Genomic DNA, 16,839 nt, shown 5'->3' on the forward strand with positions numbered 1-16,839 from the left:
GGGCACGCATGTGCGTGCCCCATGGAAGCGGCTGAACTACGGCCGGTGCGACGGGAATTCGACGACCTGCTGGTACGTCGGACGGTTCTGCCACTGGATCCCGCGGTGCGTGATGCCGCCGAGCGCCCGATGGATGATCGTGTCCGAGCACCACTGGTCGCCGGCCTTGCACGCGTCGTCGCCGGGGTAGACCTCGGCGGCGGGCTTGGCGACCGCCTGCACGAGCGTGGCGAGCAGGGCGTCGCGGCAGGTGTCGAGCTTGCCGCCGCCGCAGTAGGCGGCGCCGAGCTTGCCCTTCACCGGCTGCCCGAGGACCGTGCGCAGGTCCTTGTCCACATAGCCCCACCAGCCGTACTGGAACGCCGATCCCGCGTGCGCGCCGGTCGGGCCGTGGCCGGCGGACGGCGACTCGTCGATGGTCAGCTCGCCGGTGAGCGCCCCGTACAGGTCGCTGCCGAGGCCGGGCTCGAACTCGGCCTTCACCAGGAGCGGCCACCAGGCGTCCATGACGCGTACGGCGTCCGGGTGCGCGTAGGTGTGCGAACCGGCCGACGTCTGGTTGCGCTGGGCGCCCCCCTTGCGCCAGGCCTCCAGCTGCTCCACGGCCTTGTTCAGGGCGGGGTCGTCGACGGGCTTGCTGCGGATGACCTTGAGGATCTCGGGGAGCACCTGCTCACCCCGCAGATCCGTGAGGGCGGCCTCCTCCATGGCCTGGGTGAGCGAGGCCCTGGTGACGCCGCCCTCGGCGACGAGCCGCTTCACGCGCCCGTCGAGCAGATCGGCGCGGTGCACGGCGCCGAGGCTGAAGTTGGCGGCGCCGAACCCCTTGGCCTGCTTGTTGTTCCAGGAGACGTAGTAGTCCTGGTCGACGGAGTTCGGGTGCTGGGACGGCGGCGCGTACGCGGCCGTGTTGTCCGTCGGGTCGAAGTCCCGCCACTCGTAGGCCTTTTCGGCCTTCACCGGGAAGGAAGCGTCGACACCGTCCGCGCGCACCGGGTTGGCGCCACTGTTGTAGTACGCGATGTCACGCGAGTCGGCGTAGAACCAGTTGAAGGCGTAGCTGATGTGCTGCGCGGCCTTCTCGAAGGTCGCCGCGTCCTTCACGTACGACGGGTCGTTCAGCATCTGGAAGCCGATGATGGAGTCGGCCTCGTGCCGGTACGTCGAGCGCAGTGAGGTGTACGCGACGGGCTTGCCGCCGACCGTCGCACGGTGCGTGACGATGCCGTACTTCGTGCGGAAGACCTGCATCCGGTAGGAGCCTGCCGCCGTGGAGTCGGCGAGGGTCGGCTTCCAGGCGTTCTTCTTCTCCAGCTTCTCCATGGGGGTGCAGGTGCCGCGGTACAGGTAGTTCGTGGACTGCCGGGTGGGCTTCGCGCCGTCCGGCTCGCACAGCTCCACGGCGTACGTGTCCGTGATGTCCTGGCCCGCCGAGGTCGCCGACCAGGCGTAGTCCTGGCCACGGCCGAGCTGGATGTACATGCCGACGCCCGCGAACGAGACGCCGCGCGCGCTGATGCCCGGACCCTGGAGCTCCTGCATCATCAGGAGCTGCGGGGCGAAGTACCCGGTCTGCGGGCCGAACACGGCGACCGGGTGGCCGGACGCGGTGTGCTTGCCGGAGACGAGGAGGGCGTTGGACATGCCCTTCTTGGAGTCGGAGTTCCTGAACATGTCCGCGGGCAGCACGCCCTTGTCGTACATGCCCTGGAGCGGCTTGAGCTTCGCCGGTGCCTTGACCGGGGTCCTGCGCCCCGCCTCGGCCGGCTTGGCCGAGCCCTCACGGTCGTGGACGAGCGGTTCGCTCTCGACGGTGCCCTTGTCGGGCAGCGCCTCGCCGCGCGGTTTCCCGGGCTTGGCGCCGTAGGGGAAGCTCGTGCCGTCGTGGATGGTCGTCACGGCCTCGGGGTCGTCGCGCCCGCGGAAGGACTCCCAGACCTCGGTGCCCCGCTCGACGCCGTACTTCTGCTGCGCCGACAGGAGCGAGAGGGCCTGGCCGACCTCTCCCCCGCCGCCACCCCCGAAGAGGCCGCCGACGACGGAGGCCAGCGCGATCATGTCGGTCACCTTGAACGGCTGGATCTCGCCCACGTTCGTGATCGCGTCGATCTTGCCGGTCAGGACGTACTCGCCGGGGAAGTAGCGGCCGTTCTTCGACTTCTCGCGATAGGCGTTGAGCCCGTCGATGTAGGCCTGCGCGTCGTCCATGGCCTGCTTGCCACGGGCGCCCTGGGTGGTCCTGATGTACTCGACCTGCTTCTCCAGGTCCTGCTCGGTGTACGGGGCCTGCGGCCAGAACTCCTGCTCGAGTCCCTGGTTGGCGAGGGCGCCGCCCGCGAACGACGTGAGCTCGCCGCGGCCGATGTGCCGGAACAGGTCGATCAGCCAGAGCCGGTCCTGACCTGCGGCGTAGCCGGCGCCGAACTCTGTTCCGTAGCGCGTGGAACCTTTGACATGGGGTACACCGTTCTTCTTGTCACGGGTGATCGTCACATCGTCGCGGGGGCGCGTGACGGAACCGACCTGACCATCGGGGACCCCGAAGGAGGAGTCGTTGAAGAACTGGGTGAGGGTGTCGTCCGTCAGGGACGGGTACCCGGCGGCGAGCGCGTCGTAGGGGCCGAGTTGATCGTCGGCGTGGGCGGGCTGGGTGCCGAAGAGACGGTGGCCGAGGATCTCGGCCAGCGTGGCGCTGCCGTTCGCGCCGGGCGGCAGGATGTCCGCGCACCGGCCCGCGCAGTAGTCGGGCGCCGGTGCCGGCTCCGCGGCGGACGCCCCGCCGGCCGGGGACAGCAGCCCCGCCGTGAGGACGAACACCGCGGTGGCGGCCGTGCGCCTGAGAGTTCTGCGGAGGCTTCTGTGCTGGGTGGTTCGTATGGTGCGCCGTCGCATGCCTGATCCTCCCGACGATGGTGCGCCGGAGGTTACCGGCGGTAGGCAGCCGACTGGAGATGAACATGCGTCACCTTTTCGGAATCGCCACACGCGACCCCCTGGGGCGAACGGGCCCCAGGAGGTGCCGCTGATGGAGTCCATCGGAATTCGGATGGAGCGGCATGGATCCGAATCGAGTGTCGATACGTCTATTCGGCGACGTCCGTTCGACGACGACGCCGAAGTACATGTACGTGTGACGGAGGTGCAGGGCGATGGCCGGATTCCGGAGTCTGGCGAGACAGGCGCGCGACGCGCGCAATGATCTGGCGCTGCGGCGGTACTCGCTGCGCAAGTGCCTGGAGCGGTTTGCCCCTTACGGGCACCGGGCGACCTGGGACCACCTGTGCTCGCGGGCCGGGTTCGACCCCGAGGACCGGTCACCCGAGCCGGCGCGGCTGACGGCCGCGCTCGACGAGCTCGAGGAGGCGCGGGCGGTCTGGCTCGCGTACGAGACGCAGTTCGCGGAGCGCCGCCGTAAGGAGAAGCACGACGGGCTGCGCAGACCGGGCACGGTCGACGACTGGCACCGGCTGACCTGGGGCGGCTTCGGCGTCGCCTGGTGCGACGACCCGATGGTGCATCCCTCCGAACCTCTCGCGGAGGTTCTGAACCGGCTGATCGCGGCCCTGGAGCGCGAGCCCGGCACGGCCTGTCCCGTCTGCACCGGCACGGCACTGCGCTGGAAGCACGACCTGGCGCACGAACCGTCGTCAGGACCGGTCTGCACCCACTGCGGCATCGTGGTGCCGCGCCCCGTCCTCACCCCCGCGTCCCTGGCAGGAGCCTGGCAGGCACGGGTCCTTGTCTCGGCGTGAAGCGCATCGGCACGAGCACGGCTGCGATCGCACGAAGGCGTGAGCACGACGGGGGTGCCGCCCATGAGCCGCACCCCCGGTCCACTCACCTGCCTCAGCCCTTCGGTGTGATCACGTCCGTCTGGACGGCCAGCTTGAACTCGGCGAGGATCAGCGGCGTACGGATCAGCGCGTCACCCGCGCCGCGCACCGAGATCTTCAGGCCGACCGGGGTTCCCGGGTGCAAGAACATCTGCCAGGTGTACGACCGGTACTGACCGCCGCCGGTCGGCGCGGAGTCCGTCGTGGCGGTCGAGTCGTAGCCGGTCGAACCGGCGAGCGGGTCGCGCACGAAGCGCGCCCTGAACTCGCGCGGTCCGGAGTCCGGTTCCCAGAAGACCAGCGCGGACAGGGTGCCCCACCCGTCGTGACTCGGCCGGATCAGACCCGAGTGGGCGTCCGGGTACTTGGACCCCTTCGGCGGGTCGTGCATCTTCCAGGGGTCGTACGACTCCTCGCCCGCCGCGTAGGGGAAGCGGACGAGGTGGTAGCCGTCGCGGTCATAGGTGATCTTCTGCGGGCCCGAGCGTGCGGCCTCGTACTTCAGCGAGCAGATGGCGAGTCCCATCGCGTCTCCCCGTTCCCGTGATCCGTCATGCCGTCATGCCCTCATTCATCCCCAACTCCCCTGCGCGTGAAGACATCTGGACGGACGGCTCCGGGTGCGGGTGCACGCCGTCACACGTCGCGGCGCCGTACGACGACCAGCGCCAGGGCGAGCGCGACCAGCGGCCAGAGGACGAACACGGTCCAGCTCCCGGCGACCGTGGCCCCGTTGTACGCCTCGGCCGGCGTTCCGTAGATCTGGGCCAGGCGCTGCCACGCGTTGCGCACCATCGCGTTGGCGAAGGTGACGGACAGCGGCTTGCGGGACGAGAAGAACACCGGCAGCAGGAGCAGGACGAAGACGCCCGCGACCATGGTGGTGGCGCTGTGCCGGACCAGGACGCCGAGCCCGAGGCCGACCAGCGCGCACACCGGGGCGAGCAGCGCCGACGCGGCCAGGGCCCGCAGCGCGTTGGGGTCACCGAGGGAGACCACGTCGTACCGCCCGCTGAGGATGGCCTGCGCGACGGAGAACGAGCACAGGGCGACGAACACCCCGATCACGGTCCACATGACGACCTGCACGACTGCCTTGGCCAGGACCACCGCGCCGCGCGCGGGAACGGCCACGGTGGTGGTGCGGATGAGGCCGCTGCCGTACTCGCTGACCACGGCGATCGCGCCGACGGACACGGCGGCGAGCATCAGCGTCAGATAGGCCTCCGCCGGAAAGGAGTCGCCCAGCGAGAACGAGTGCTCCCGCCGCGCGAGGGCGCTGTAGGACGGGAAGTTGTTGTAGTCGGCGAGGGCGCGGCCCGCGGCGACCCCGGTCACGACCAGCGTGACCAGGACGATCACCCAGGGCGTGGAGCGCAGCGACCGTACCTTGATCCATTCGGCGGCGACGAGGTCGAGGAAGCGGGCGGGCGGTTCGTCCACCGCTGCGGCGATCGTCGTTGCAGTCGTGCTCGTCATCGGGCCTGACCCGCCTTTCCCGCGTCTCCCGACAGGTACTCGACGCTGCCGGCGGTGAGTTCCATGAACGCCTCCTCCAGTGAGGCCGTGCGGTTGGTCAGCTCGTGCAGCATGATCCGGTGCTCGAAGGCGAGCGCTCCGATGCGCTCGGCCGGCAGCCCGGTCACGGCGATCCTGGCCGCGTCCGGCGGGCCGTGCGGCTCGACGGACGCGCCGGCCGCCGTGAGGACGGCCGTCAGCTCGCCGGCCTGCGGCGTCGCGACCAGCACGCTGAAGCGGGTGCTGCGGGCAGCGAACTCCCGTACGGACTCGGCGGCGATGAGACGGCCCTGTCCGATCACGACGAGCTGGTCCGCGGTGCTCTCCATCTCCGTCATCAGATGGCTGGAGAGGAAGACGGTCCGTCCCTCGGCGGCCAGGCGGCGGAAGAGGCCGCGTACCCAGAGCACGCCCTCCGGGTCCATGCCGTTGATCGGCTCGTCGAACATCAGCACAGGAGGGTCGCCGAGCAGGGCCGCCGCGATGCCGAGCCGCTGCTTCATGCCGAGCGAGAACCCGCCGATGCGGCGCCCGGCAGCCTCGGTCAGGCCCACCTCGGCGAGCACCTCGGCCACGCGGCTCGCCGGGATGCGGTTGCCGCGGGCCAGGGCACCGAGGTGCGCGGTGGCGCTGCGCCCGCCGTGGACCTGCTGGGCGTCGAGCAGCGCGCCGACGTGGCGCAGGCCGCGCGGGTGGGTGCGGAAGGGGACGCCGCCGACGGTGGAGGTGCCGGCGGTGGGCGCGTCCAGGCCGAGGACCATCCGCATGGTGGTCGTCTTGCCCGCGCCGTTGGGGCCGAGGAAGCCGGTGACCTGTCCCGGCCGCACGGTGAAGGAGAGGTGGTCGACGGCGGTCTTGTCGCCGTACCGCTTGGTGAGTTCGCTGACTTCGATCACGAGGGCAACGGTGCCGGTACGGGTGAGGGGCGCGCATCGGCCCGTCGGCGGCCTTCCCTGGGGCGGCATGCACCCGTGGGATGCAGCCCGTGGGCTCATGCCGGGAGCGGACGGCGCACCTACGATCCCTGTGTGGACGCCACCTCGATACCCCCGCCGCCCCAGCACGCCTACGGGACGCCCCGTACGGTCCTCACCTGGATCGGCGCGGTCCTGTACCCGTTCATGGCGCTGCTCCCCGCGGTCAGCGCCGACCCGAGGGCGCCCGGCATCCTCCCGGCCTGCGGCTCGGCGCTCGCGACGGTCCTGCTCGTCGGCCTGATCCGGCGCAGGCCCACGGCGGCCCTGGTCATGACGCTGCTCGTCACCGCCCTCCTGCCGCCGGTGGCCAAGTACCACGGCCCTGTGTGGTTCGTGCCGTTCGTGGCGGTCGACATCCTGCTCGGGTACTTCGTCGCGACCCGCACCCTGCGGGCGTCGGTGGTCGCCGTCTGCCTCACGTTCCTCACGCAGTGCCTGACGATCCTCGGCTTCACGCACGGGCCCGACAACCTCATCGTGATCGGGACGATCGCCCTCCTGGCGCTGGTCACCGCCTGCGTCGTGGGCCTCCTCGGCAGCGAGCGCCGCCGGTACGCGAATGAGCTGCGGTCGCACGAGGTCGCCGAGGCGATCACGGCCGAACGGCTGCGGATCGCCCGTGAGTTGCACGACCAGGTCGCGCACAGCATCGGCATCATCGCGATCCAGGCCGGAGTCGGCAGCCGGGTCATCGAGACGCAGCCGCTGGAGGCGCGGGCCGCCCTGAGCGCCATCGAGGCCACAAGCAGGGAGACCCTGTCGGGGCTGCGGCGCACGCTCGTCGCGCTGCGCAGGTCGGGTCCTCCGGCGGAGTCGGGGGCGGCGCCGTACGGACCCGCGCCGGGCCTCGGCGACCTGGAGCGCCTGGCCGCCACGACCATGGCCGCGGGCGTCGAGGTCGACCTGCGGTGGAGCGGGCAGCGGCGTCAACTGCCGCCTGACATCGACCTGTCGGCGTACCGCATCGTGCAGGAGGCGCTGACGAACGTGGTGCGGCACTCGGGCGCCGGGCGGTGCCGGGTGAGCGTCGGATTCGGGGAGGATGAGCTGTCCGTGGAGATCGTCGACGAGGGGCGTGGGATGCGCAGCGCGGGGCCGGGCGTGGGGTTCGGGATCACCGGGATGCGGGAGCGGGTGGCGCTGCTGCACGGGGAGTTCGGTGCGGGGCCGCGGCCCGAGGGGGGCTTCCGGGTCGCGGCGCGGCTGCCGCTGCCGGAGCCGACGGCGACGGACGACGCCGCTGCGGCCGGGGCGGACGCCCGATGACCGTGCGCGTGGTGCTCGCCGACGACCAGCCGCTCGTACGCTCCGGGCTGCGCGTCCTCATCGCCGACACCCCCGATCTGGAGGTCGTCGGGGAGGCCGCGAACGGTGAGGAGGCGGTCCGGCTGGCGAAGGAGGTCAGTCCTGACGTGATCGTGATGGACATCCGGATGCCGGGCATGAACGGGATCGAGGCCACGAGCCTGGTCACGTCGGGCCCGGGGGCGACCCGTGTGCTGGTGCTGACCACCTTCGACGAGGACGACTACGTCTACGGCGCGCTGCGCGCCGGCGCGAGCGGTTTCGCGGTCAAGGACATGGCGCTCGACGACATCCTCGCGGCGATCCGGGTCGTCGCCGCGGGGGACGCGCTGATCGCGCCGGGGATCACGCGCCGCCTCATCGCCGACTTCGTCGCGCTCCCCGGGCCGTCGCCCGCCCGCCCGCCGCGCCCGGTCGAGGGCATCACGGAGCGGGAGCGCGAGGTGCTGAAGCTGGTGGGGCTCGGCCGGTCGAACAGCGAGATCGCCGACGAGCTCTACATCACCGTGGCCACGACCAAGTCGCACGTGGCGCGCCTGTTCACCAAACTGGGCGCCCGGGACCGGGTCCAACTCGTCATCATCGCCTACGAGTCGGGGCTGGTCTCCGCGCCCCGCTGAGCGGCGGCCCCTCAGGCGCCTTCCCGGTTCTCCCTCATCAGGCGCGACCCGGTGAGGCGCTCGCCGAACACGTCGTCCGGGTTCGAGAGCACACAGTTCTCCAGGGACAGACAGCCGCAGCCGATGCAGTCGGTCAGATGGTCGCGCAGGCGGCCCAGCTGCGTGATGCGCTGGTCCAGTTCGGAGCGCCAGGCCTCGGAGAGGTGCGCCCAGTCCTCACGGGTCGGGGTGCGCCCCTCGGGCAGTTCGGACAGCGCGTCCCGGATCGTGGCGAGCGGGATGCCGACGCGCTGCGCGGCGCGGATGAACGCGACCCTGCGCAGGGTGTCGCGCTGGTAGCGGCGCTGGTTGCCCGTCGTGCGGCGGCTGCCGATCAGGCCCTTGGCCTCGTAGAAGTGCAGGGCCGAGACGGCGGCTCCGCTGCGCGCCGACAGCTGACCGACGGTGAGTTCGTGGATCTTCACTGGAATCTGGGGCACTGTGCCGAGCCTACTGGGCCGACCCTGCCGTCGTTGACAGAGGTCGCCCTCCCTAGCATGCTGAGCAAGCGCTTAGACATCCACGTTAGACATCCGCACATGGTGCAAACATGGGAGGCCAGGACATGGCAGAGCCGAGGGTTTTCGCGACGGTCGACGAGCTGCGCGCGGCGGTGGGCGAGCAGCTGGGGTACAGCGACTGGGTCGAGATCGAGCAGAAGCGGATCGATCAGTTCGCGGACGCCACGGGTGACCACCAGTGGATCCACGTCGACCCCGAGCGCGCCAAGGACGGGCCGTTCGGCACGACGATCGCGCACGGCTATCTGACCCTGTCGCTGCTCCCCCTCTTCGGACCGCAGCTGATCAAGGTCGACGGCATGAAGATGGGCGTGAACTACGGGACGAACAAGGTCCGCTTCCCCGCCCCCGTGCCGGTCGGCTCCCGGCTGCGCGCCACCGCGAAGATCACCGGCGTCGACGACGTGCCCGGCGGCGTCCAGGTCTCGGTCGCCTTCACGGTGGAGCGCGACGGCGGCGAGAAGCCGGTGTGCGTCGCCGAGTCGGTGTCCCGCTACTACCTCTGAGCCCTTCGGGGCTCAGCAGGTCCGAGCCCCCACCATCCGCAGGACGAGGTCGGCGTACAGCGCGCCGACCTCGTCGGGCGTCCGGCGGCCCTCCGTGTTGAACCAGCGCGACACGTCGATGCAGAGCGACAGCACGGCCAGCGTGGTGCCCGGGAGGTCCGGGACGTCGAACTCCCCCGCCTTCACACCGTCGTTGAGGATCTCGCGCACGGTGGCGTCGCTCTCGCGGCGCAGGGCCACGATCTCGGGCCGGTGCTCCTCGCCGAGCGAGTCCAGCTCGTACTGCACGACGCGCGCTGTCAGATGGCGTGCCGCGTGCCAGCGGACGAAGGACCGTACGGCCTCGGAGAGCCGCTCGGCGGCGGTGCCCTCCTGGGCGGCCGCGTCCTTGAGGATCTCCAGGGCCTTCTCGTGGCCGATGCGGCTGATACGGAGGAGCAGGTCCTCCTTGGTCCGGTAGTGGATGTAGAGCGCGGCCGGGCTCATGCCGGCCCGGCTCGCGATGTCCCTGGTGGTGGTCGCGTGGTAGCCACGCTCCGCGAACGCCTCGACGGCGGCGATCAGCAGCCGCCTGGCTGCGTCCGGGGTGACCTCGGCCCAGGACATGTCGTCCGTGGCAGCCTCGTTCTGGCCGTGCCGCTCCGCGCTCATCGCTCGCTCACATCCTCCCGTGGACAGGACGAACACCATACCCCTAGAGGTGAGCGAGCGCTTAGTTCCGTACGTCAGGCAGCGGGCTTGAAGGGGTCGTGCTCGGCGAGGATCTTGTCGATGCGGGCCTGGTCGATACGGCTGACGACCTGATCGACCTCCTGACGGTCCCGGATCACCTTGGCGAGCGTGAACGCGGAGGTCGTCAGATAGAGGACGGCGATGGCGAGGAAGCCGCGGACCCAGCCGCTGGCGTCGATGCGGTAGATACCGACGGTTGTCGCCACGAGCGCGAGCGCGAAGGAGGCGACGGCCTGTCCGTAGAAGGCGTTGGTGGTCCCGTGCTTGACCGGTGTGTCACTCATGGGCGACAGCATGGAGCGGACGGGGGCGCACCCCCATCCGCTCGCGTACTCAGAAACGTACTCAGAAGCCGGGCTCGGAAGTCCGACTCGACAGCAGGACTCGGAAGCCGGACTCGACAGCCCGACCTCAGAAGGCCGACACGCCGGTGAGCGCACGGCCGATGATGAGCTTCTGGATCTGGCTGGTGCCCTCGTAGAGAGTCATGACGCGGGCGTCGCGCAGGAGTTTGCCGACCGGGTACTCGTCGATGTAGCCGTAGCCGCCGAAGACCTGGAGGGCGTTGTTCGCGCAGCGCACCGCGGCCTCGGAGGCAAAGAGCTTCGCCTTGGAGGCCGCCGTCGCGAAGTCCTCGCCTCGGTCGATGAGGTCGGCGACGCGCCAGGTCAGCAGGCGCGCGGCGTCCACGTCGACGGAGATGTCGCTGATCAGCTCCTGCACCAGCTGGTACGAGGCGATGGACTTGCCGAACTGCTCGCGCTCCGCCGCGTACCCCACGGCGGCGTCGAGCGCGGCCTGCGCGATGCCGACGCAGCCCGCGGCCACGGACATGCGCCCCTTGGCGAGCGCCGACATGGCGATGGAGAAGCCCTTGCCCTCGGGCCCGAGCATCGCGGAGGCGGTGACGCGGACGTCCTCGAGGACCAGCTCGGCGGTGGCCTGGCCGCGCAGGCCGAGCTTGCCGTGGATGGTGCGGCGGGTGAGGCCGGGGGTGTCCGTGGGGACGAGGAAGGCGGTGACGCCCTTGTGTCCCGGGGCGTCGGTGGAGCGGGCGAAGAGGAGGACGACGTCGGCCCAGGTGCCGTTCGTGATGAACATCTTGGAGCCGTTGATCACGTAGTCGTCGCCGTCACGGACGGCCCGGGTGGTGAGGTTGCCGGCGTCGGAGCCGGTGCCGGGCTCGGTGAGTCCGAAGCAGCCGAGGGCCTCGCCGGCCGTGAGCCGCGGCAGCCACTCCCGCTTCTGCTCCTCGGTCCCGTAGGACTGGATCGTCTTGGTGACCAGGCCGAGCGAGACGGAGACGATGCCGCGCACGGACGAGTCGCCGCGCCCCAGCTCCTCCGTGACCAGGCAGTACGCGAGGTGGTCGCCGCCCGAGCCGCCGTACTCCTCGTCGATGGTCAGGCCCAGGAAGCCGACGTCGCCGAGCTTCTTGACGATGCCGCGGTCGACCTCTTCGGCACGGTCCCAGCCGACGACGTTCGGGGTGATCTCGCGCGCCACGAAGTCCCTGGCGAGCTGCCTTACGGCCGCCTGCTCCTCGCTGAGCTCCAGATTCATGGACCACACCTCAGGCATAAGTGAATGAGCACTAAATTAGCACTGCTAGTTTTTGGCTGACAGCCCTACTATGTGCCGCATGGCCCGACCGCGCAAGCCCCTCCTGAGCAGAGACCGCATCGTCACGGCGGCACTCTCTCTCGTCGACGCCGAGGGCCTCGCGGCCGTCTCGACACGGCGGCTCGCCGCCGAACTGGGCGTGAGCGGTCCCTCGCTCTACAACCACTTCCGCACCAAGGACCAGATCCTGGAGGCGGTCGCCGACTCGGTGAGCGCGCAGGTCGACCTGTCGATGTTCGACCCCACGGACCGGCGCGACTGGCGCACCTCCCTGCACGACTGGGCGGTCTCCTACCGGGCGGCTCTCCTCGAGCACCCGAACATCGTTCCCGTGCTCGCCCAGGGGCCGGGCCGCAGGCCCGCGGGACTCCGGCTCGCCGACGCCGTGTTCGGCTCGATGGTGGACGCGGGCTGGCCGCCGGCGCAGGCCACGTCGATCGGCGCACTCATGCGGTACTTCGTGACGGGCTCCGCGCTCGGCTCGTTCGCCGGGGGCTTCGTCGACGACGAGACGGCGTACGACCCCGCCGACTACCCCCACCTCGGCCAGGCGCATCTGCTCGCCGACCGCCAGGAGCTGATCGACGAGCGGTCCTTCGAGACGGGCCTGCGGGCGCTCCTCGACGGGCTCGCGCAGCAGTACGAGCAGGTCGCGGCGCTGCACTGACGTTTCGGCCGCCACCGAACCGTGCCGGGCGCATGCTTGACCCATGAAGTCCAGGGAACCCGGCGCACCGCGCCTCGCCGCGCTCGCCGCACTGATGGCCGACGAGACCCGCGCCGCCTGTCTGCTCGCCCTGCTCGACGGTCGGGCGTGGACCGCCGGTGAGCTCGCACGGCACTCGGGCGTGGCCGCCTCGACCGCGAGCGAGCATCTGGGCAAGCTCGTCGCGGGGGGCCTGCTCGCCGAGCAGCGGCAGGGGCGCCACCGCTATGTGCGGCTCGCGGACGCGCGGGTGGCGGGGCTCGTCGAGGAACTCGCGGCGTACGCGGCGCCGGACGGCGGGGAGCGGCCGCAGACCCTGCGGGCGGTGAGCGCGCGGGACGCGATGGCGCGCGGGCGCACCTGTTACGACCATCTCGCGGGCCGTCTCGGCATCGCCCTCACGGACGCGCTGGTCCGGCGCGGTGATCTGCGCACGGATACGGGGTTCGCACTGACCGCGCAAGGGGTGGCCCTGTTCGGGGTGTTGGGGATCGAGCTCGAGCGGTCGGGGCGGCGGCCCATGGCGCGGGCGTGCCTGGACTGGACCGAGCGCCGGCCGCATCTCGCGGGGACGGCGGGCGCGGCGCTGTGCAGCCACGCGTTCGACGCGGGCTGGGTCGTGCGGATCGGGTCCGAACGGGCCGTGAAGGTCACGCCGGACGGGGAGCGGGCGTTCGGCGCCGCGCTGGGCATCGAGGCGGGGGCGCTGCGCTAGCGGCGATGTACGGCAACCGCCCCTTCTTCCGGACTTCAGGTGATGTCTGTAAAGTGCGTCCGTTCTGCTCGGTGAAACAGGGACGTAACACGGGAGCGCGGGATGCTGCAGGCCAAGAACGGCCCAACTGCTGGCATATCACCCCTTGATCGGGGCGGGGATTGTAGGCAGTTCGGCGTTCAGGTCCTGCGCGGGCAGGCTCAGGTCGTCTTTCTGTCCAGAGTCCCGGCCGGTGCGCTGCTCACCGTGGCGCTGTTCGCGGCGGGATGGGAGTACGGGCTCTACGCGATCGTGGGAACGGCGCTCGGCACGGCCACCTCGCGGCTGCTCGGCGCGGACCGCGAGCGCGTCTCGACGGGCCTCGAGGGCTTCAACGCCTGTCTGACGGCGCTGTGTTTCGCGGTGTTCCTGGGCGCCGACCATCTGTCGACCGCGCTCCTCGCGGCGGCCGGCTGCGTCGTCGTCACCGTCGTCACCGCGGCCGTCGTCAATCTGCTCGGCGTGTGGAACCTGCCGTCGCTGACGCTCCCCTACTGCCTCCTCGCGAGCGCGATGACCGCCGGGGCACCGGGGTTCGAGCGGATCTGGCACCACGGCGACGGCCTCGCCGCCCTCACGAGCGCGGCGACAGGGCCGACCTCGCTCGGCTTCTCCGACCTGTGGCACGGGTTCTTCACCGGCTTCGCCGAGGTCTTCTTCATGCCGCAGTGGTACGTCGGCGCGCTGGTGCTCGCCGCGCTCCTCGTCGCGAGCCGCCGGGCCGCAGTCGTGGCGTGCGTGGGCAGCCTCACCGGGATCCTCTCCGCGTGGGCGCTCGGCGCTCCCGCCGCGCAGATCGCCGACGGGACCATGGGCTACAACGCGATCCTCGTGGCGCTGGCCCTGTGCGGGGTGTTCCTGGAGGCGGGCCCGCGCACTCTGGGGTACGCCGTGGTGGGCGCGTTCACCGCGACGGCCGCGACGCCGGCCATGGCCGCGGTGTTCGCGCCGTCCGGCGGGCACACGTTCACCTGGCCGTTCGTCCTGACGACGTTCGCCTTCCTGGCAGCGGCCCGCTCCTTCCCCGGACTGCGCACATCGGCCCCGGCACCCGCGGCGCCGGAGCCGATGTCTGCGGGCGCTGTCAGCGCGCAGCCGCCCGCCCCGCAAGCACCTTGATGGAGATCAGGGCGATCACGCCGAGCCCGATGATGTAGCCGGAGACGGCCATCGACGTGCCGGTCGCCTCCAGGAGCAGCACCATCACGAACGGCGCGAGTCCGCCGCCGAACACGGCCGCGATCTGGTAGCCGAGCGAGGCTCCCGTGTAACGCATCTCGGCGGTGAACAGCTCGGCGAACAGCGCGGCCTGAGGCCCGTACATGATGCTCAGGAAGCAGCTGGTGACAAAGGTGCCGACGGCCAGCCAGAGCAGTGAGCCCGTGTCGATGAGCAGGAACATCGGCACGGCCCACACGACGAGGCCCGCCGCGCCGAGTGCGTAGATCCGCAGCCGTCCGATGCGGTCGGAGAGGGCCGCCGACGCGGGGATCAGGGCGAGTTGGGTGAGGCTGATGCAGAGCGAGACGGTGAGGACGGCCTCGCGCTTCATGCCGAGTTCACGGGTCGTGTAGTCGAGGACTCCCGTGATGATGATGTAGAACGTCGCGGTGTTCACGGCGAAGGAGCCGCCCGCGAGGAAGACCGTGCCGAGGTGTTCGCGCAGGATCCTGCGCAGCGGGGAACGGGAGCGGTCCGCCTCCTCCTTCGCCAGTTCCGCCTCCGCCGCCCTGAACTCGGGGGTCTCCTCGACCTTCGCGTGGATGTACCAGGCCAGCGCCAGAACGAGCAGGCCCACCAGGAACGGGAGCCGCCAGCCCCACGCGGTGAAGGCGCTGTCGCTGGTGAGGGCGCCGGCGACGAGGAAGACGGTGTTGGCGGTCACCACGCCGATGGGGACGCCGAGTTGCACGAGGCTGCCGTAGAGGCCGCGCTTGCCCTCGGGGGCGTACTCGGTGGCCATCAGCATCGCGCCGCCCCACTGGGCGCCGACGGCGAGGCCCTGCACGACCCGCAGGACGACGAGGAGGATCGGCGCGGCCACGCCGATCGTGTCGTACGTGGGGAGCAGGCCGATGCCCGTGGTGGCCAGGCCCATCAGGGTCAGGGCGAGGACCAGCATGGGCTTGCGGCCGCGCTTGTCGCCGAGCTGGCCGGCGATGACCCCGCCGAGCGGGCGGGCCAGGAAGCCGACGGCGAAGGTCGCAAAGGCGGCGAGCACGCCCGCCGACGAGCTGCCGGAGGGGAAGTAGAGGTCGCCGAGCACGAGGGCGGCCGCGATGCCGAAGACGAAGTAGTCGTACCACTCGACGGCCGAGGCGAGCGCGGCGGCGGTGGCGACCTTTCGTCGGGCACGGGTCTCGGCTTCGGGGGAAGTGGTCGCTGCGGGGCGAGCGGATGGTGCCGTGTCCATGCGTGCACACTCCGGTGACTGCGGGGAGGGGACGGTCCGCGGCGCCGCGGTCCCGGGAACATACTGACCGGACGGTACGCGGGTCAACGGGTTGCGCGTCAGTAGCTTTTGCCTGCGCATGGGAAAGCGCCTGCCGAGTGCGGGCAGCCCTTCGGCCCCGGCCGCGCGGGGGCGGCCGGGGTCATGGGACGCAGGTCTAGAAGACGACCAGCGCCCGTCCGCCCTTGCCCGCGACCATGTTGTCGAAGGCGGCGGGGATCCCGTCGAGGGCGATGTGTTCGGTGACGAGCGCGCTCAGGTCGAGGCGGCCCGCCCGGATGTGCTCGGCCAGGACCGGGAGGTCCTTCGCCGGGTCGGAGTTGCCGTAGACGCAGCCGGACAACGTGCGGCCGAAGTGGAAGATCTCCAGGGCGTTGAAGGTGACCTGCTGGTCCTTGCCACCGATGCCGACGACCGTGGTGCGGCCGCCGCGCCGCGTGGACTCCCACGCGGTACGGATGGTCACGGCGCGGCCCACGCACTCGACCGCGACGTCCACGCCCTGCTTGCCGGTGAGGCCGCGGATCTCGCGTGCGGTGGTCTCGGAGGCCACGACGTAGTCCGTGGCGCCGGCCTTGCGGGCCAGCTCCTCCTTCTCCGGGGAGACGTCCACGGCGATGATCCTCGAGGCGCCGGCGATGCGGGCCGCCTGGAGCGTGGCGAGGCCGACCCCGCCGACGCCGAAGACGGCGACCGTCTCGCCCTCGCGGACCCGCGCCGAGTGGTGCACGGCGCCGTATCCGGTCAGGACGGCGCAGCCGAGGAGGGCCGCGTCGGTGAGGGGGACGCCCTCGGGGGCGCGCAGGACGCAGTTGGCGGCGACCACGGTCTCCTCGGCGAACGCGGCGACGTTCAGGCCGGGGTGGAGGTCGCTGCCGTCGTCGGAGCGGTGGGCGTACACGGAGCCGGCGCCGGTGAGGGCGTCGGCGCACAGCCACACCTCGCCGAGCGAGCAGGCGTGGCACTTTCCGCACGCGGGCGCCCAGTTGAGGACGACGCCGTCGCCGGGCGCGACATGGGTGACGCCCTCGCCGACGGAGACGACCGTGCCGGCGCCCTCGTGGCCGAGCACGGCGGGGACGGGCACGCGCATCGTGCCGTTGGTCAGGGACAGGTCGGAGTGGCAGACCCCGGCGGCGGTGAGCCTGACCCGGACCTGGCCGGGGCCGGGCTCGGGCAGGTCGATCTCCGTGATCTCCAGGGGAGAGCCGACGGCGGGCAGTACAGCGGCACGGACCATGAGGCGCGGAGCT

General features: G+C 71.2%; 17 protein-coding genes. 7 read left to right on the forward strand and 10 right to left on the reverse strand.

Features of this window, described 5'->3' with window-relative positions; translation table 11 throughout:
• Positions 1-36: 36 nt before the first annotated feature.
• Positions 37-2,892 carry a penicillin acylase family protein gene (locus tag ACWFR4_RS11375; RefSeq protein WP_453652055.1) on the reverse strand — a complete coding sequence of 952 codons (2,856 nt, stop codon included), beginning with the start codon at positions 2,890-2,892 and terminating at the stop codon, positions 37-39.
• 257 nt (positions 2,893-3,149) lie between these two features.
• On the opposite strand from ACWFR4_RS11375, the gene ACWFR4_RS11380 reads away from it, so the two are divergent.
• A complete protein-coding gene (locus ACWFR4_RS11380; RefSeq protein ID WP_453456663.1) occupies positions 3,150-3,752 on the forward strand; it encodes a hypothetical protein in 603 nt (200 codons plus the stop codon).
• A gap of 94 nt (positions 3,753-3,846) precedes the next feature.
• Here the strand turns inward: ACWFR4_RS11380 and ACWFR4_RS11385 are convergent, their stop codons facing one another.
• The 3 genes from ACWFR4_RS11385 to ACWFR4_RS11395 form a co-directional block, all read right to left on the reverse strand.
• On the reverse strand, positions 3,847-4,359 hold the full coding sequence (locus ACWFR4_RS11385) for a hypothetical protein (RefSeq protein WP_453652057.1): 513 nt from the start codon (positions 4,357-4,359) through the stop codon (positions 3,847-3,849).
• A gap of 110 nt (positions 4,360-4,469) precedes the next feature.
• The gene (locus ACWFR4_RS11390; RefSeq protein ID WP_453652059.1) at positions 4,470-5,312 is read right to left on the reverse strand and encodes an ABC transporter permease; all 843 of its coding nucleotides are present in this window, start codon (positions 5,310-5,312) and stop codon (positions 4,470-4,472) included.
• Positions 5,309-6,247: an ABC transporter ATP-binding protein gene (locus tag ACWFR4_RS11395; protein ID WP_453652061.1), complete on the reverse strand. Its 939-nt coding sequence runs from the start codon at positions 6,245-6,247 to the stop codon at positions 5,309-5,311. Before ACWFR4_RS11395 ends, ACWFR4_RS11390 begins: the two co-directional genes overlap by 4 nt.
• 132 nt (positions 6,248-6,379) lie before the next feature.
• Here ACWFR4_RS11395 and ACWFR4_RS11400 point away from each other — a divergent pair, with 132 nt between their 5' ends.
• Positions 6,380-7,594, forward strand: a complete 1,215-nt coding sequence (locus ACWFR4_RS11400; protein ID WP_453652063.1) for a sensor histidine kinase — start codon at positions 6,380-6,382, stop codon at positions 7,592-7,594.
• Positions 7,591-8,253: a response regulator gene (locus tag ACWFR4_RS11405; RefSeq protein ID WP_453652065.1), complete on the forward strand. Its 663-nt coding sequence runs from the start codon at positions 7,591-7,593 to the stop codon at positions 8,251-8,253. Before ACWFR4_RS11400 ends, ACWFR4_RS11405 begins: the two co-directional genes overlap by 4 nt.
• Before the next feature lie 11 nt (positions 8,254-8,264).
• Here the strand turns inward: ACWFR4_RS11405 and soxR are convergent, their stop codons facing one another.
• Positions 8,265-8,732, reverse strand: a complete 468-nt coding sequence (soxR, locus tag ACWFR4_RS11410; RefSeq protein WP_453456648.1) for a redox-sensitive transcriptional activator SoxR — start codon at positions 8,730-8,732, stop codon at positions 8,265-8,267.
• Between the two features lie 125 nt (positions 8,733-8,857).
• On the opposite strand from soxR, the gene ACWFR4_RS11415 reads away from it, so the two are divergent.
• On the forward strand, positions 8,858-9,319 hold the full coding sequence (locus tag ACWFR4_RS11415; RefSeq protein WP_116503845.1) for a MaoC family dehydratase: 462 nt from the start codon (positions 8,858-8,860) through the stop codon (positions 9,317-9,319).
• A 12-nt stretch (positions 9,320-9,331) separates the two neighbouring features.
• Here ACWFR4_RS11415 and ACWFR4_RS11420 read toward each other — a convergent pair whose 3' ends face one another.
• The 3 genes from ACWFR4_RS11420 to ACWFR4_RS11430 form a co-directional block, all read right to left on the reverse strand.
• Complete coding sequence (locus tag ACWFR4_RS11420; protein ID WP_453652067.1) at positions 9,332-9,970, reverse strand: TetR/AcrR family transcriptional regulator; 639 nt, start codon at positions 9,968-9,970, stop codon at positions 9,332-9,334.
• Between the two features lie 74 nt (positions 9,971-10,044).
• Positions 10,045-10,335, reverse strand: a complete 291-nt coding sequence (locus tag ACWFR4_RS11425; RefSeq protein WP_453652069.1) for a YiaA/YiaB family inner membrane protein — start codon at positions 10,333-10,335, stop codon at positions 10,045-10,047.
• 127 nt (positions 10,336-10,462) lie between these two features.
• On the reverse strand, positions 10,463-11,614 hold the full coding sequence (locus ACWFR4_RS11430; protein WP_453652071.1) for an acyl-CoA dehydrogenase family protein: 1,152 nt from the start codon (positions 11,612-11,614) through the stop codon (positions 10,463-10,465).
• A 79-nt stretch (positions 11,615-11,693) separates the two neighbouring features.
• Between ACWFR4_RS11430 and ACWFR4_RS11435 the strand changes: the two genes are divergently transcribed.
• The 3 genes from ACWFR4_RS11435 (at position 11,694) to ACWFR4_RS11445 (ending at position 14,253) form a co-directional block, all read left to right on the forward strand.
• Positions 11,694-12,341, forward strand: a complete 648-nt coding sequence (locus ACWFR4_RS11435; protein ID WP_453652073.1) for a TetR/AcrR family transcriptional regulator — start codon at positions 11,694-11,696, stop codon at positions 12,339-12,341.
• 43 nt (positions 12,342-12,384) lie between these two features.
• Positions 12,385-13,095 (forward strand): ArsR/SmtB family transcription factor, encoded by a 711-nt coding sequence (locus ACWFR4_RS11440; RefSeq protein WP_453652075.1) that lies wholly within the window; start codon positions 12,385-12,387, stop codon positions 13,093-13,095.
• 102 nt (positions 13,096-13,197) lie between these two features.
• The gene (locus ACWFR4_RS11445) at positions 13,198-14,253 is read left to right on the forward strand and encodes an urea transporter (protein WP_453652077.1); all 1,056 of its coding nucleotides are present in this window, start codon (positions 13,198-13,200) and stop codon (positions 14,251-14,253) included.
• Here the strand turns inward: ACWFR4_RS11445 and ACWFR4_RS11450 are convergent.
• Together ACWFR4_RS11450 and ACWFR4_RS11455 are read right to left on the reverse strand one after the other, a co-directional pair.
• A complete protein-coding gene (locus ACWFR4_RS11450; RefSeq protein ID WP_453456628.1) occupies positions 14,219-15,547 on the reverse strand; it encodes an MFS transporter in 1,329 nt (442 codons plus the stop codon). The genes ACWFR4_RS11445 and ACWFR4_RS11450 overlap by 35 nt on opposite strands.
• A 196-nt stretch (positions 15,548-15,743) precedes the next feature.
• On the reverse strand, positions 15,744-16,826 hold the full coding sequence (locus ACWFR4_RS11455) for a Zn-dependent alcohol dehydrogenase (RefSeq protein WP_453456626.1): 1,083 nt from the start codon (positions 16,824-16,826) through the stop codon (positions 15,744-15,746).
• Positions 16,827-16,839 lie beyond the last annotated feature (13 nt).

The sequence above is a fragment of the Streptomyces sp. NPDC055140 genome, from assembly GCF_053607285.1.

Coding starts and splice junctions, on each gene's coding strand:
- ACWFR4_RS11375 (WP_453652055.1), bottom strand. CDS start 2,892: ATGCGACGGCGCACCATACGAACCACCCAGCACAGAAGCCTCCGCAGA.
- ACWFR4_RS11380 (WP_453456663.1), top strand. CDS start 3,150: ATGGCCGGATTCCGGAGTCTGGCGAGACAGGCGCGCGACGCGCGCAAT.
- ACWFR4_RS11385 (WP_453652057.1), bottom strand. CDS start 4,359: ATGGGACTCGCCATCTGCTCGCTGAAGTACGAGGCCGCACGCTCGGGC.
- ACWFR4_RS11390 (WP_453652059.1), bottom strand. CDS start 5,312: ATGACGAGCACGACTGCAACGACGATCGCCGCAGCGGTGGACGAACCG.
- ACWFR4_RS11405 (WP_453652065.1), top strand. CDS start 7,591: ATGACCGTGCGCGTGGTGCTCGCCGACGACCAGCCGCTCGTACGCTCC.
- ACWFR4_RS11415 (WP_116503845.1), top strand. CDS start 8,858: ATGGCAGAGCCGAGGGTTTTCGCGACGGTCGACGAGCTGCGCGCGGCG.
- ACWFR4_RS11420 (WP_453652067.1), bottom strand. CDS start 9,970: ATGAGCGCGGAGCGGCACGGCCAGAACGAGGCTGCCACGGACGACATG.
- ACWFR4_RS11425 (WP_453652069.1), bottom strand. CDS start 10,335: ATGAGTGACACACCGGTCAAGCACGGGACCACCAACGCCTTCTACGGA.
- ACWFR4_RS11430 (WP_453652071.1), bottom strand. CDS start 11,614: ATGAATCTGGAGCTCAGCGAGGAGCAGGCGGCCGTAAGGCAGCTCGCC.
- ACWFR4_RS11435 (WP_453652073.1), top strand. CDS start 11,694: ATGGCCCGACCGCGCAAGCCCCTCCTGAGCAGAGACCGCATCGTCACG.
- ACWFR4_RS11440 (WP_453652075.1), top strand. CDS start 12,385: ATGAAGTCCAGGGAACCCGGCGCACCGCGCCTCGCCGCGCTCGCCGCA.
- ACWFR4_RS11445 (WP_453652077.1), top strand. CDS start 13,198: ATGCTGCAGGCCAAGAACGGCCCAACTGCTGGCATATCACCCCTTGAT.
- ACWFR4_RS11450 (WP_453456628.1), bottom strand. CDS start 15,547: ATGGACACGGCACCATCCGCTCGCCCCGCAGCGACCACTTCCCCCGAA.
- ACWFR4_RS11455 (WP_453456626.1), bottom strand. CDS start 16,826: ATGGTCCGTGCCGCTGTACTGCCCGCCGTCGGCTCTCCCCTGGAGATC.